We start from the raw sequence: 13,603 nt of genomic DNA on the forward strand, positions 1-13,603 counted from the left end.
TCCGGGCCCCTCATACGAAAGGAGGCCGCTGTGGCCACCGACCTGGCGACGCCTCCGAAGGCGGCGCCCAAGGCGAAGAAGCCGAAGCGGGCCGACAAGGTGCCGCTGCGCACCGCAGCGTTGCGTTACCGCTGGCTCTACCTGATGCTGCTCCCGGGCCTCGCCTACTTCGCGCTCTTCAAGTACCTGCCGATGTACGGCGTGACGATCGCCTTCCAGGACTACTTGCCCTTCCTCGGCTACTCGGGCAGCCCTTGGGTGGGCCTCAAGCACTTCGAGACCCTCTTCACCGGCGGCGACTTCGGCAAGCTGATGTTCAACACGCTCTTCGTGGCGTTGCTGCACATCCTCATCGTCTTCCCAGCGCCGATCATCGTCGCGCTGCTGCTGAACGAGCTGCGGCTCAACATTCTCAAGCGTTCGGTCCAGTCGCTCATCTACATCCCGCACTTCCTGTCCTGGACGATCGTCGCGTCGCTGACGTACGTGCTCTTCGCCGCCGACTTCGGCGTGATCTCCGGCTGGATGCGCGACATCCTGGGCGACACCGCGAAGATCGACTACATGGCGCAGGAGGAGTGGTTCCGGCCGCTGATCATCCTCCAGCAGGTCTGGAAGATGACGGGCTGGGGCACGATCATCTACCTGGCCGCGCTGGCCGGGGTGGACCCCAACCTGTACGAGGCCGCCCGCATGGACGGCGCCGGCCGCTTCCGCCAACTCTGGCACGTCACGCTGCCCGCGATCCGCCCGACGGTCGTCGTCATGGCGATCCTCGCCTCCGGCAACCTGCTGGACTCCGGCTTCGAGCAGATCTGGCTGATGACCACCTCGCTGAACCGCGACGTGGCGAACGTCTTCGACACCTACGTCTACTACGCCGGCATCCAGAACGGCGCCATCAGCTACTCCACCGCCGTCGGCCTGTTCAAGGGCGTCGCGGGCGTCATCCTGATCTTCGGTTCCAACTGGCTGGCCAAGCGTCTCGGCCAGCGGGGACTGTTCTAAGGAGCCGGCCATGACCAGCATGACTGACACCAAGCCCAAGAAGCTCGCGGTCAACAACAACAACTCCATCGGCAGCCGCACGTTCGACACGCTCAACGTCGTCGCGCTCGTGGGCCTGGCACTGATCACGACCCTGCCGCTGCTCTACGTCCTGGCCGCGTCGTTCGCCGGCGAGCCGGAGATCGCCTCCCGGCCGTTCTTCCTGTGGCCGGAGAAGATCGTCACCGAGTCGTACGAGTACATCTTCGCCACCCCCACCTTCGTCCGTGCCCTGCTCACGACCGTGATCGTGACCGCGGTCGGCATGGTGGTGCAGGTGCTGCTCACCTTCACCATGGCCTACCCGCTGGCCAAGCGGTACCTGCCGGGCCGGATCCTGGTGCTGAACCTGATCATCTTCACGATGGTCTTCACCGGCGGCATGATCCCCACCTATCTGGTGGTGCGCGACCTTGGGCTGCTCGACAGCTACTGGGCGCTGATCCTGCCGCTGGCGATCAACCCGTTCTACCTGATCATCGTCAAGAGCTTCTTCCAGGAGCTGCCGCAGGCCCTGGAGGAGGCGGCGCGCATCGACGGCTGCAACGAGATGGGCGTCTTCTTTAAGATCGTCCTGCCGCTGTCCAAGCCGATCATCGCAACGTTCTCGCTGTTCTACGCGGTCGGCATCTGGAACGACTACATGTCGCCGCTGCTGTACATCAGCGACCCGAACAAGTGGACGCTGCAGATCCTGGTGCGCCAACTCATCAACACCGACGCCGCCAACGCTCTGGCCCAGATGGACAGGACCTGGGTGCCGCCGGAGCAGGGGCTGAAGTTCGCGGTCATCGTCATCGCGACGCTGCCGATCCTGTTCTTCTACCCATTCCTGCAAAAGCACTTCGCCAAGGGCGTGCTGATCGGGGGCGTCAAGGAGTGACCCGCACCGTGCTGCTGGCGGGCGACTCGACCGTGGCCTCGTGCCCGGCGTTCGAGGCGCCCATGTCGGGGTGGGGAGCGCAGCTCGGCGCGTACGTCGGCGGGCCCGTGCGCAACTTCGCCAAGGGCGGCGCCACTACGGCCAGTCACCGGGCGGAGGGGTTGTGGGCGGCGCTCGTCCGCGAGATCGCGCCGGGCGACCTGGTCGTGCTCCAGTTCGGGCACAACGACCAGAAGGATCCCGCGATCCCGTACCAGGACAACCTGCGCGCCTTCGTCGAGGAGGCGCGCGGGGCCGGCGCGCTGCCGGTTCTGTGCACGCCGGTGCAGCGCCGCAGGTTCGACGGCGAGCGGCTGACGCCGACCCACGGCGACTACCCCGACCAGGTACGCGCGCTGGCCGCCGCCGAGGGCGTGCCGCTGATCGACCTGACCGCCGCCACCACCGAGCTGTACGAGCGGCTCGGCCCCGAGGGCTCCAAAGCCCTGTTCACCCACTTCCCGCCCGGCACGCACCTGCTGTATCCGGACGGGGTGGCCGACGACACCCATTTCTGCTTCCGCGGCGCCGACGCGGTCGCGATCATCGTCGCGGAGCGACTCAAGGAGATTCAATGACTGTGTTGCGCTGGTTGGATCGGCCGGGGGAGCAGGGCGCGACCTGGGGGGTCCCGTGGCCGCGTGGCGCGGTCGGGCGCGGGGCGCCGTTCGCGCTGGCCGACTCCGACGGGCGCGAGGTGCCCGTGCAGAGCTGGGTGACCGCCACCTGGCCCGACGGTTCGGTCAAGTGGTCCGCGCACGCGATCGGCGCGGGCAGGGGCGCTTTCGCGTACCGGATCGAGCCGGGACGCGAGCCCGCCGTCCCCGCCATGCCCGTCACCGTCGTCCGTGAGGACGGCGTGCTGCGCGTCGGCACCGGCGTGGTGACCTGGACGATCGAGGAGTCGGGCGGCACGCTGGCCCGGTCGATCTCGCGCGGGAGCCGCGAGATCGCCAGGGACGTGCGCCTGGTCAGTCTCCGCCAGGGTGAGCCCACCCCCGACGAGGGCGGTCCTGTGGCCCGCGAGCAGGCCACCGGCGTGGTCGAACGCGTCACGGTCGAGCAGGACGGCCCCGTGCGCGCCGTCGTCCGCCTGGAGGGCCGGCACGGCGACTGGCTGCCGTTCACCGTGCGCCTGTACTTCCACGCGGGCGCGGAGGCCGTGCGGATCATGCACACGTTCGTCTGGGACGGCGACCCCGAGCGGGACTTCCTGGCCGGGCTCGGGCTGCGCGCCGACGTGGTGATGCGTGACGAGCTTCACGACAGGCACGTGCGCCTGGCCGGCTCAGGGGGTTTCCTCACCGAGGCCGTGCGCGGTCTGACCGGGCTGCGCCGCGACCCCGGCGAGTCCGTACGGCGGGCGCAGGTCGAGGGCCGCCCGTGCGGCGAGATCGCCCCGGAGGTCGCCGGCCGCCTGCACCTCATCCCCGCCTGGAACGACTACACCCTCGACCAGGGCTCCGCCGACGGCTTCACGCTGCGCAAACGCACCGCCGACGGCCACGCGTGGGTGACGATCCCGGCCGGGACCAGGTCGTCGGGGTACGGCTACGTCGGTGGAACGGGCGGCGGCCTCGGCTTCGGGCTGCGCGACTTCTGGCGCCTGCACCCCACCCGCCTGGACATCAGGAACGCGGCCGCGGACCTGGCCACGGCGACCGTCTGGCTCTGGTCGCCCTCCGCCCCGGCCATGGACCTGCGCTTCTACCACGACGGCATGGGCCAGGACACCTTCGCCGAGCAGCTCGAAGGTCTGGAGGTCACCTACGAGGACTACGAGCCGGGGTTCGGCGACGCGCACGGCGTGGCGCGTACGCACGAGCTGACCCTGCGCGTCCACGACGCCACGCCGTCCGCGCGGGACCTGGCCGCGCACGCCGCCGCGCTGAACGAGCCGGGCCTGCTGGCCGCCGCTCCCGAGCGGGTGCGTGAGGCGGGCGTGTTCGGCCTGTGGGAGCTGCCCGACCGCTCCACGCCCGCGCACGCCGAGATCGAGGACCGGCTGGACTTCCTGTTCGAGTTGTACCGGCGCGAGCGTGAGCAGCGCAGGTGGTACGGCTTCTGGGACTACGGCGACGTCATGCACACCTACGACCGCGACCGCCACACCTGGCGCTACGACGTCGGCGGCTACGCCTGGGACAACTCCGAGCTCTCGCCCGACCTGTGGTTGTGGCTGCAGTACCTGCGCACGGGCCGGGCGGAGGTCTTCCGCTTCGCCGAGGCCATGACCCGCCACACCGGCGAGGTCGACGTCTACCATCTCGGCAGGTGGAAGGGCCTGGGCACCCGGCACAACGTGCAGCACTGGGGGTGCAGCTGCAAGCAGCTGCGCATCTCCAACGCCGCCTACCGGCGCTTCTACTACTACCTGACGGCCGACGAGCGCACCGGCGACCTCATGGACGAGCTGAGCACGCCCGAGGAGACGTTCGTCGTCATCGATCCCACGCGCAAGGTGCGCGAGGACGTCTACACCCCCGACCCCGAGGCGCTGTCGGTCGGGCTCGGCACCGACTGGGGTTCGCTGGCGGCGGCGTGGCTGACCCGCTGGGAGCGGCACGGCGACGAACGGGCCAGAGACCGGTTGCTGGGGACGATGGCCGACATCGGGGCGCTGCCGAACGGCTTCCTGACCGGCGAGGGCCGGCTGAACCTGGAGACCGGACGGTTCGACACCTCGCGGGACAAGATCTCCGTCTCGCACCTGTCGTCGCTGTTCGGGCTGCCGGAGATGTGCGCGGAGCTCATCGCGCTCGACCTGGACGTCCCCGGGTTCGAGGAGGCGTGGCTGCGGTACTGCAGGCTCTACCTGGCCACCCCCGAGCAGCAGGAGGCCGAGGTGGGGCGGCCGCTGAGCGGGATCTCGCTGATCCAGGCGCACAGCAGGCTCACCGCGTACGCGGCCGCGCGCACCGGCGACGCCGAACTGGCGGCGTGGGCGTGGCGCAAGTTCTTCCTCGACGAGGGTGACCAGCTCAACAGCAACCCGTTGCAGCGGCAGCGGTCCTGGGAGCTGACCCTGGTCGACGGCCCCGAGGTGCTCGCCCCCGTACGGGAGGCGGCGTTCGTCTCCACCAACGGCGCCGCGCAGTACGGCCTGGCCGCCATCCACAACCTGGCCCTGATCGGCAAGCACCTGACGCGGCGCTGAACCGGGGCGGATGGACCGTCAAGCAGACGAGAAGGTGCTGACCGTGGTCCTACACTGATCTGTATGCATACTCCCGATTGACCGGCGTCGCACGCCCAATCCTCGTTTCCTAGCTCGGGAGTGTCCGCCACTATGATCATCGCCAGTGACATCGAGCTGCGCGCGGGCGCGCGTCTGCTCATCGAGAAAGCGTCGTTCCGGGTCAACCCCGGCGACAAGATCGGGTTGGTCGGCCGCAACGGCGCGGGCAAGACCACCCTGACCAAGGTGCTGGCGGGCGAGGGCCTGCCCGCCGCGGGCACCGTCACCACCTCAGGCAGCGTGGGCTACCTCCCCCAGGATCCGCGCACCGGTGACCTGCAGGTGCTGGCGCGCGACCGCATCCTGTCGGCGAGAGGGCTGGACGAGGTCCTGCGCAAGCTGCGCGAGGCCGAGCTCGGCATGTCCTCCGCCGACGACCGCACCCGGGAGAAGGCCGTCAGGCAGTACGGCCGGCTCGAAGATCAAATGCATGTGCTCGGCGGGTACGCGGCCGAGTCGGAGGCGGCCTCCATCTCCTCCAGCCTCGGCCTGCCCGACAGGGTGCTCGGGCAGCCGTTGCAAACGCTTTCCGGCGGCCAGCGCAGGCGCGTGGAATTGGCGCGAATTCTTTTCAGCGGAGCGGAAACTCTCCTTCTCGATGAGCCCACAAACCACCTAGATGCGGACTCAATCGGATGGCTTCGCGATTTTTTGCGCTCGCATCAAGGTGGCTTGGTGATCATCAGCCACGACGTCGGTCTTCTTGAAGCCACGGTCAACAAGGTCCTGCACCTGGACGCCAACCGGTCGGTGATCGATCACTACAACGTCGGCTGGAAGGCGTACCTGGATCAGCGCGAGACCGACGAGAAGCGCCGCAAGCGCGAGCGCGCCAACGCCGAGAAACAGGCGGGTGCGCTGCTCGCGCAGGCCGACAAGATGCGCGCCAAGGCCACCAAGGCCAAGGCCGCCCAGGACATGATGCGGCGTGCGCACCGGTTGCTGTCGGGCACCGAGGGGGAGCGCCAGAGCGACAAGGTGGCACGGCTGCGCTTCCCCGATCCGCAGCCGTGCGGGCGCACCCCGCTGACGGCCGAGGGATTGTCGAAGTCCTATGGCTCGCTGGAGGTCTTCACCGACGTCGACGTGGCCATCGACCGAGGTCACAGGGTCGTCATCCTCGGGCTGAACGGCGCGGGCAAGACCACGCTGCTGCGCCTGCTCGGCGGCGTCGAGCATCCCGACACGGGCGAGATCAGGCCAGGTCACGGCCTCAAGATCGGTTACTACGCCCAGGAACACGAGACTCTCGACGCCGGTCGTACGCTTCTGGAGAACATGCGATCGGCCGGCGGCGAGTTCACCGACACGGAGTTGCGGAAGGTCCTCGGGTCCTTCCTGTTCACCGGCGACGACGTGGACAAGCCCGCAGGGGTGCTGTCGGGCGGCGAGAAGACCCGGCTGGCGCTGGCCATCCTGGTGCTTTCGAGCGCCAATGTCCTGCTTCTTGACGAGCCGACGAACAACCTCGATCCGGTCAGCAGGGAGCAAGTTCTCACCGCTCTAAGGTCGTATTCAGGAGCAATCGTCCTAGTCACACATGACGAGGGTGCCGTTGACGCCCTGTCACCGGATAGGGTGATCTTGCTACCGGACGGAACTGAAGACGCATGGAGCGATGAATTTTCCGATCTTGTGGCACTTGCCTGATCTTAATTTGAGTGGGTACGGATCTTTTCCCGTGGAGTAGGTAGCCGATCCCGCTGAAATGACTGATCATGGCGGAGTAACGCTGCGGAAGTCCGGCACTACAGGAGGTACTCGTGGCCGAGACACTGAAGAAGGGCACCCGGGTCACCGGGGCCGACCGGGAAAAACTGGCCGGCGATCTCAAGAAGCGCTACGCCGCGGGCGAAAGCATCCGCGCCCTGGCCGCTTCGACCGGTCGGTCCTACGGGTTCATCCACCGCATCCTGAGCGAGTCCGGTGTGACTCTGCGTGGGCGCGGCGGGGCGACCCGAGGCAAGTCCAAGCGCTGACGGCCGCCTCGGAACGTGCGACCGCAGCCGCCCGTCCCTAGTCGGTCGACGTCGCGCCCGAGTCCAGAACCATGTTCTGTAGGCTCGGGCGCGACGCTCAGCATTGGCGGAAGGGAACAGGCGATGGCGGACGCGCAGGCGCGACAGCGCGGGGGGAAAGCGGAGAATGGCTCTGCCTCCACGGAGAGCGGGCTTCGCCACGAGGTGGACGGTGAGATAGCGACGATCACGCTCGATCGGCCGGAAAAGCGCAACGCCCAGACGTTCGCGACCTGGTCCGAACTGGCTCGCATCGGCGAGAACCTGCCCGAGCAGGTGCGCGTCGTCGTCGTGAAAGGTGAGGGACCGTCCTTCTCAGCAGGGATAGACCTGCGAATGTTCACACCTGAGGGGGTGCCCGGACAGGGCTCGTTCGGCTCGGTCGCCAAAAGCGAGGGCGCAACCTTCGAGCAGCGCATCAGACAGGCCCAGGCGGGGTTCCTGTGGCTGCGCCGCCCGGAGATCGTTTCCATCGCAGCCGTGCAGGGGCACGCGATCGGCGCGGGGTTCCAGCTCGCGCTCGCTTGCGACCTGCGGATCGTGGCCGATGATGTTTCGTTCTGCATGAAAGAGCCCGCGCTGGGCCTGGTGCCCGATCTCACGGGGACCAAGCCCCTGGTGGAGCTGGTGGGTCTGGCCAAGGCGATCGACATCTGCCTGACGGCCAGGACCGTGCACGCCGACGAGGCCATGCGGATCGGCCTCGCCGAGAAAGTGGTCGCCGGGGGCGACCTGGAGCAAGCCGTACAAGACAAGATCGCGGAGCTGCTGGCCACCAATCGGGATGCGGCCGCCGCGACCAAGCGACTCCTCCAGGGGGCGCAGGGCCGCTCCCTGGAGGAGCAGAGTGTGGCCGAGGGGGTCGAACAGGCGGCCCGCATCAAGGCGCTGTTCGGCTGAATCTCCCGCCCGGGAGAGATTTCGAGGGGGAACTCGCACCCGCTGAGGGGGTGCTGGGCCGTCCTCGAGGGCCGTCAAGCGCCCTTCGCCGGTTTCGCGGTGAGCTGACGCGGGAATCGCCGTACGGCCCCGTGACGCTGTCTTCTGGGGACGAGGAGGGGATCCCCCGGATGGCGATGATGGGCGGAGGCTTCGGGCCTTCGGCGATGGCGTCCCTGCGACGCGACGAATCGGTGACCAAGCAGCGGCTGCGTCCCGGCACGGTCCGGCGCATCGCGCGCTACGCCAGGCCGTACAACAGGCACATCGCGGCGTTCCTGGCGCTGGTGGTGGCGGGCGCGGTGATCGTGATCGCCAACCCGCTGCTGATGAAGGCGATCATCGACGACGGCATCCTGCCCAAGAGGCCCGGCGTGGTGGTCGGGCTGGCGGTGGCGATCGGCGCGCTGGCGCTGGTGGATGCCGGGCTGACGCTGGTGCAGCGGTGGTTCTCCGCGCGCATCGGCGAGGGCCTGATCTACGACCTGCGCACCGAGGTGTTCGACCACGTGCAGCGCATGCCGGTGGCCTTCTTCATGCGGGCCCAGACCGGCGCGCTGGTCAGCAGGCTCAACACCGACGTGATCGGCGCTCAGCGGGCGCTCACCAGCACGCTGTCGTCCGTGGTGTCCAACGTGGTCAGCCTCGTCCTGGTGCTCGGCGCGATGCTGGCGCTGTCGTGGCAGGTGACGCTGGTCGCGCTGGTGCTGCTGCCGATCTTCATCGTGCCGGCCAAGTACGTCGGGCGCCGCATGTCGGCCCTGACCCGCGAGCAGATGCAGCTCGACGCCGAGATGAGCTCGGTCACGACGGAGCGGTTCAACGTGGCGGGCGCGATGGTTGCCAAGCTCTACGGCCGCCCCGAGGACGACGCTGCGGTGTTCGGCGCGCGGGCGGCCAGGGTGCGTGACGTGGGCGTGACGGTCGGCATGTACGGCACCGTGTTCCGGGTCGCGCTCGGCCTGGTGGCGGCGCTGGCCACGGCCCTGGTGTACGGCATCGGCGGCGTCCTGTCGGTCTCCGGCGTCTTCGAGCTCGGCACGCTGGTGGCCCTGGCCGCCCTGCTGATGCGCCTGTACGGCCCTTTGACGTCCCTGTCGAACGTGCACGTCGACGTGATGACCGCCCTGGTGAGCTTCGACCGCGTCTTCGAGATCCTCGACCTCAAGCCCATGGTCGCCCAGAAGCCCGGCGCCGTCCCGATCCCCGACGGCCCTGTGACGATCGAGTTCGACGACGTGCGCTTCCGCTACCCGTCGGCCGAGGAGGTCTCGCTGGCCTCGCTGGAGTCGGTGGCCAGGCAGGACACAGGACCGTCCCAGCCGGTGCTGGAAGGGGTGTCGTTCACCGCCCGCCCCGGCCAGCTCATCGCCCTGGTCGGCCACTCGGGGGCGGGCAAGACGACGATCACCTCACTGGTCTCGCGCCTGTACGACGTCAACGAGGGCGCGGTCCGCGTCAACGGGCTCGACGTGCGCGAGGCCACGCTCGACTCGCTGCGCGACACCGTGGGCGTGGTCATGCAGGACGCCCATCTCTTCCATGACACGATCGGGGCCAACCTCCGCTACGCCAGGCCGGAGGCGAGCCAGGAGGAGATCTGGGAGGCTCTGAGGGCCGCGCAGATCGGCGATCTCGTCGAGGGCCTGCCCGACGGGCTCGACACCGTCGTCGGCGACCGGGGCTACCGGCTGTCGGGCGGCGAGAAGCAGCGTCTGGCGCTGGCCCGGCTGCTGCTCAAGGCGCCGCGCGTGGTCGTGCTCGACGAGGCCACCGCCCACCTCGACTCGGAGTCGGAGGCTGCGGTGCAGGTGGCGCTGAAGACCGCGCTGGAGGGCCGCACGTCACTGGTCATCGCCCACCGGTTGTCGACGATCAGGGAGGCCGACGAGATCCTCGTCGTGCACGAGGGCCGCATCGCCGAGCGCGGCGGCCACGACGACCTGCTGGCCCGCGGCGGCATCTACGCCGAGCTCTACCGCACCCAGTTCAGCTCTTCTTCAGGTAGCCCAGCCGCTTGAGCTCTTCCCTGGCGACCTTCTCCACCAGCTCCAGGTCGCCGCGCCGCAGCTTGGACCGCCAGGCGCCGACCTTGGGGACACCGGTGCCGTAGAGGACGACCTTGGACACCCGCGTCTCCAGGAACTCCGTGAGCGTGGCCACCGACGGCACCGGCTTGTGGATCAGCTCCTCGTAGCGCAAGGTCAGGAGCTGGTCCTGCGGCAGCGTCCTGCGCAGTTCGGCGCTCAGGCGCACGGCGCTGCGCCAGCGCAGGGCGCTCTTGCCCGCCACCGGCATGCCCTTCCACCGGTCGAGGTGCTCGTCCTTGTTGACGCCCAGGAAGGTGTTGGGGAACTCGGTCTGCTCCGTCAGCATCGACGGCTTGAACCAGGCCAGGCAGGCCGGATCGTCCAGCATGTCGGCCACCACGTCCCTGCCGTCGCGGATGAGCTGCACGAACCGCGCGTCGGGGAAGGCCTGCAGCAGTACCGGCGCGCTGTAGAGCAGGTCGGGGCTGCCGTCGCCGAACCGGGTGATGTCGCCGGTGGACACGCAGGGACCGGTACCGGTGACGCCGCCCGCCTCCCTGCACGACTCGGCGCACTGGCCGCACGAGCGGGGCAGCACCTGCCACGACTCGGCCAGCGCGTCGCGCAGCACGCGCACCGCGCCGGAGGTGTGGCCGATGGACGGCTTGCGGGCGAAGGCGTACACCACGTGGGCCACGCTCGCGCGGCCCATCGTCACGTGGAAGCCTGGAGACCTTTTCAGGGCGCGGGCCAGCAGGTCCGCGCCGGAATGCGGAGCTCCGATCAGGAAGACCGGCCGGCGGACCTTGATGCCGTTGACCACGAGGATGTGGGGCGGAAGTCGCATACGAGAGGTAAGTGTGACACCGTTTGCCACGTGAACGAGCCAATGCCAGTGTCGGTGCTCACCGGAGCGGGCATCTCGACCGACTCCGGCATTCCCGACTTCCGGGGTCCGCAGGGGGTGTGGACGAAGAACCCGCAGGCCGAGGCCACCGCGATGATCGACCGCTACCTGGCCGACCCCGAGGTCAGGCGCGACTCCTGGCGGGCCAGGCTGGAGCATCCCGTCTGGAAGGCCGCCCCCAACGCCGCCCACCTGGCGCTGGTCGACCTGGAGCGGGCCGGCCTGTTGCGGGCTCTGATCACCCAGAACATCGACGAGCTGCACCAGCGCGCGGGCTCCTCGCCGGAGAAGGTCATCGAGCTGCACGGCACGGTGCACCGCGTGGAATGCCTGTCCTGCGACCTGATCACGCCCATGCCCGAGGTGCTGGCCAGGGTGGAGGCGGGCGAGGCCGACCCGCCCTGCCCGCGCTGCGGCGGCATCCAGAAGTCGAACACGATCTCCTTCGGCCAGAACCTCAAGCCCGAGGTGCTGGAGGCGGCGGTGCGCGCGGCCCGTTCGTGCGAGGTGTTCGTGGCGGTCGGCACGTCGCTGACCGTGCACCCAGCCGCCGGGCTGTGCGGCCAGGCCCTCGACTCGGGCGCCCGCCTGGTCATCGTCAACGCCGAGCCCACCCCCTACGATCGGTTCGCCGATCAGGTCGTCGGCGAGCCGATCGGCCGGGCACTGCCCGCACTGGTACAGGAGTTGATCGATGCAGCAAGGTGACACCGTCGCGATCGTCTCGCCGTCGGGCCCGCCCGACGCCGCGCTGCTGCGGCGCGGCGTCGAGCGCCTGGAGGGGCTGGGGCTGAAAGTGGTGCTCGGCGCACACGTGCTCGACCGCCAGGAGCTGCCCTACCTGGCGGGCGCCGACGCCGCCCGCGCCGCCGACCTGCAGGCCGCCTGGTGCGATCCGGCGGTCTCCGCGGTGTTCTGCTGCAGGGGCGGGTACGGCGCCGGCCGGCTGCTCGGCCTGCTCGACTGGGACGCGATGCGGGCGGCGGGGCCCAAGGTGCTGCTCGGGTCGAGCGACATCACGGCGCTGCACAACGCCTTCGCCGTCGAGCTCGGCGTGCCCACCCTGCACGGGCCGATGGCCGCCTGCGACATCATGGCCGCCGAGCCGGGTCCCGAGCCGCTGAGCTGGCAGAGCCTGCGCTCGGCCCTGTTCGGCACGGCCGAGGCGGTACGGGGCGAGCGGGTGCTGGCTCCCGGCAGGGCCGAGGGCGTGCTCTGCGGGGGCAACCTGTCGCTGCTGGCCTCGATGTGCGGCACGCGGTGGCAGCCCGCCTTCGAGGGGAAGCTGGCCTTCCTGGAGGATGTGGGGGAGGAGCCGTACCGGATCGACAGGATGCTGACCCAGTTGCTGGCCGCGGGGGCCTTCGACGGGGTGCGCGGGATCGCGCTCGGCTCGTGGGTGGACTGCGGCGACCCCTACCCCGTGCTCGAAGACCGGCTCAAGCCGCTCGGAGTGCCGATTCTGGCGGGGCTTCCCGTGGGACACGGGTCACCCCAGATGAGCGTGTGGCTGGGGAGACTTGGGGTTATCGATACCGAATCGTGCTCGCTAGCTGGCTCGTTCAGCAATACGGAGCAGGCAAGGTAGGAGGGACGAATCCGACAGAAAGGGACACGGCGCGTGAACTTGTTCCGGCGTGATCGCGAGCCCTCGCGCCGGCCGGTCGAGGACGTCGATCTCGACTCGCTGCTCGCGCTCGTCGCGGAGTCCCTCGGATATTCGTTCGAGTTCGCCCATGACGGCTCCTCCGTGACGCTCGGCGGCGGGCCTGACCGCCCCGACCTGGTCGTGCGGCTCACGGGGCTGCGACGCGAGGCCGGGCGCAGGGCCAGAGAAGACTGGCCCATGCTGGTCTCCGAGCACCTCGCGCACGCCGTGGCCACCGCCGGAGAACGGCTGGACGTGTGCGACCTGGAGCAGGCCGGGCCCCTGATGCGCACCCGCGTCGAGTCGGTGGACGAGGTGAGCGACCTCACCCGGGTGGTGGGCCGCCACCTCAACGCCGACCTGGTCGAACTGCTGACGGTCGGCACCCGCGCCGTACGGCCCGAGGAGGCCGGCTGCTGGCCGCTGCCCACCGGGCAGGCGCTCGACCGGGCCGTCGCCAACGTGCGCGGGCAGGAACGCCTGTCGGTCGAGAACATCGAGCTGTCCGGCACGCCGGTGACGCGGCTGACCAGCACGGGCCCGTCCGCCGCCACCCACCTGCGCTGGCTGGAGGAATACCTGCCCCTGCCCGCCGACGGGACGCTGGTGGTGCTGCCCGACCCGTACACGCTGCTGCTGCACCCCGTGCACGGGATCGGGGTCGTGCGCGCCATCGAGCGCCTGCGGGTGCACGCGGCCAGGACCGAGGGCCTCAGCTCGCAGGTCTACTGGTGGAACGGGGAGCGGCTGACCCACATCAGGGCCGACATCGTCACACAGCGCGGCCACACCAGGCTCGTGGTGGCGCCGCCGCCGGAGTTCGCCCGCGTCCTGGCCCGCCTGGCCGTCTGAGA

General features: G+C 69.4%; 12 protein-coding genes. 11 read left to right on the forward strand and 1 reads right to left on the reverse strand.

Features of this window, described 5'->3' with window-relative positions; genetic code table 11:
• Positions 1-30 precede the first annotated feature (30 nt).
• The 8 genes from ACFOY2_RS24095 (at position 31) to ACFOY2_RS24130 (ending at position 10,185) form a co-directional block, all read left to right on the forward strand.
• On the forward strand, positions 31-1,008 hold the full coding sequence (locus ACFOY2_RS24095; RefSeq protein ID WP_379530340.1) for an ABC transporter permease: 978 nt from the start codon (positions 31-33) through the stop codon (positions 1,006-1,008).
• 10 nt (positions 1,009-1,018) lie between these two features.
• On the forward strand, positions 1,019-1,930 hold the full coding sequence (locus ACFOY2_RS24100) for a carbohydrate ABC transporter permease (protein WP_379530341.1): 912 nt from the start codon (positions 1,019-1,021) through the stop codon (positions 1,928-1,930).
• Positions 1,927-2,547, forward strand: coding sequence for a rhamnogalacturonan acetylesterase (locus tag ACFOY2_RS24105; RefSeq protein ID WP_379530342.1), 621 nt, complete (start codon positions 1,927-1,929; stop codon positions 2,545-2,547). Before ACFOY2_RS24100 ends, ACFOY2_RS24105 begins: the two co-directional genes overlap by 4 nt.
• Complete coding sequence (locus ACFOY2_RS24110) at positions 2,544-5,126, forward strand: exo-rhamnogalacturonan lyase family protein (RefSeq protein ID WP_379530343.1); 2,583 nt, start codon at positions 2,544-2,546, stop codon at positions 5,124-5,126. Before ACFOY2_RS24105 ends, ACFOY2_RS24110 begins: the two co-directional genes overlap by 4 nt.
• 132 nt (positions 5,127-5,258) lie before the next feature.
• On the forward strand, positions 5,259-6,857 hold the full coding sequence (locus ACFOY2_RS24115) for an ABC-F family ATP-binding cassette domain-containing protein (protein WP_379530344.1): 1,599 nt from the start codon (positions 5,259-5,261) through the stop codon (positions 6,855-6,857).
• Positions 6,858-6,970: 113 nt separating this feature from the next.
• Complete coding sequence (locus ACFOY2_RS24120; protein ID WP_020547488.1) at positions 6,971-7,186, forward strand: helix-turn-helix domain-containing protein; 216 nt, start codon at positions 6,971-6,973, stop codon at positions 7,184-7,186.
• A gap of 123 nt (positions 7,187-7,309) precedes the next feature.
• Positions 7,310-8,125, forward strand: coding sequence for an enoyl-CoA hydratase/isomerase family protein (locus ACFOY2_RS24125; RefSeq protein WP_379530345.1), 816 nt, complete (start codon positions 7,310-7,312; stop codon positions 8,123-8,125).
• A gap of 170 nt (positions 8,126-8,295) precedes the next feature.
• Positions 8,296-10,185, forward strand: coding sequence for an ABC transporter ATP-binding protein (locus ACFOY2_RS24130; RefSeq protein ID WP_379530532.1), 1,890 nt, complete (start codon positions 8,296-8,298; stop codon positions 10,183-10,185).
• Here ACFOY2_RS24130 and ACFOY2_RS24135 read toward each other — a convergent pair.
• Positions 10,154-11,041, reverse strand: a complete 888-nt coding sequence (locus tag ACFOY2_RS24135) for a sulfotransferase family protein (protein WP_379530346.1) — start codon at positions 11,039-11,041, stop codon at positions 10,154-10,156. The two genes, ACFOY2_RS24130 and ACFOY2_RS24135, sit on opposite strands and share 32 nt — an antisense overlap.
• A 42-nt stretch (positions 11,042-11,083) precedes the next feature.
• Between ACFOY2_RS24135 and ACFOY2_RS24140 the strand changes: the two genes are divergently transcribed.
• Genes ACFOY2_RS24140 through ACFOY2_RS24150 form a run of 3 tightly spaced genes read left to right on the forward strand, consistent with a single transcriptional unit; the run spans position 11,084 to position 13,601 of the window.
• Positions 11,084-11,809 (forward strand): SIR2 family NAD-dependent protein deacylase, encoded by a 726-nt coding sequence (locus ACFOY2_RS24140; RefSeq protein WP_379530533.1) that lies wholly within the window; start codon positions 11,084-11,086, stop codon positions 11,807-11,809.
• The gene (locus tag ACFOY2_RS24145) at positions 11,796-12,689 is read left to right on the forward strand and encodes a S66 peptidase family protein (RefSeq protein WP_379530347.1); all 894 of its coding nucleotides are present in this window, start codon (positions 11,796-11,798) and stop codon (positions 12,687-12,689) included. The genes ACFOY2_RS24140 and ACFOY2_RS24145 overlap by 14 nt, the downstream gene beginning before the upstream one ends.
• 33 nt (positions 12,690-12,722) lie before the next feature.
• Positions 12,723-13,601, forward strand: coding sequence for a hypothetical protein (locus ACFOY2_RS24150; protein WP_379530348.1), 879 nt, complete (start codon positions 12,723-12,725; stop codon positions 13,599-13,601).
• Positions 13,602-13,603 lie beyond the last annotated feature (2 nt).

It is taken from the genome of Nonomuraea purpurea (genome assembly GCF_042650645.1).
Classification (GTDB): Bacteria; Actinomycetota; Actinomycetes; order Streptosporangiales; family Streptosporangiaceae; genus Nonomuraea; species Nonomuraea purpurea.

Bases quoted from the DNA above. Each gene is read 5' to 3' on its own strand.
- ACFOY2_RS24130 (WP_379530532.1), top strand. From the start codon at position 8,296: ATGGCGATGATGGGCGGAGGCTTCGGGCCTTCGGCGATGGCGTCCCTG.
- ACFOY2_RS24110 (WP_379530343.1), top strand. From the start codon at position 2,544: ATGACTGTGTTGCGCTGGTTGGATCGGCCGGGGGAGCAGGGCGCGACC.
- ACFOY2_RS24140 (WP_379530533.1), top strand. From the start codon at position 11,084: ATGCCAGTGTCGGTGCTCACCGGAGCGGGCATCTCGACCGACTCCGGC.
- ACFOY2_RS24100 (WP_379530341.1), top strand. From the start codon at position 1,019: ATGACCAGCATGACTGACACCAAGCCCAAGAAGCTCGCGGTCAACAAC.
- ACFOY2_RS24125 (WP_379530345.1), top strand. From the start codon at position 7,310: ATGGCGGACGCGCAGGCGCGACAGCGCGGGGGGAAAGCGGAGAATGGC.
- ACFOY2_RS24145 (WP_379530347.1), top strand. From the start codon at position 11,796: ATGCAGCAAGGTGACACCGTCGCGATCGTCTCGCCGTCGGGCCCGCCC.
- ACFOY2_RS24115 (WP_379530344.1), top strand. From the start codon at position 5,259: ATGATCATCGCCAGTGACATCGAGCTGCGCGCGGGCGCGCGTCTGCTC.
- ACFOY2_RS24135 (WP_379530346.1), bottom strand. From the start codon at position 11,041: ATGCGACTTCCGCCCCACATCCTCGTGGTCAACGGCATCAAGGTCCGC.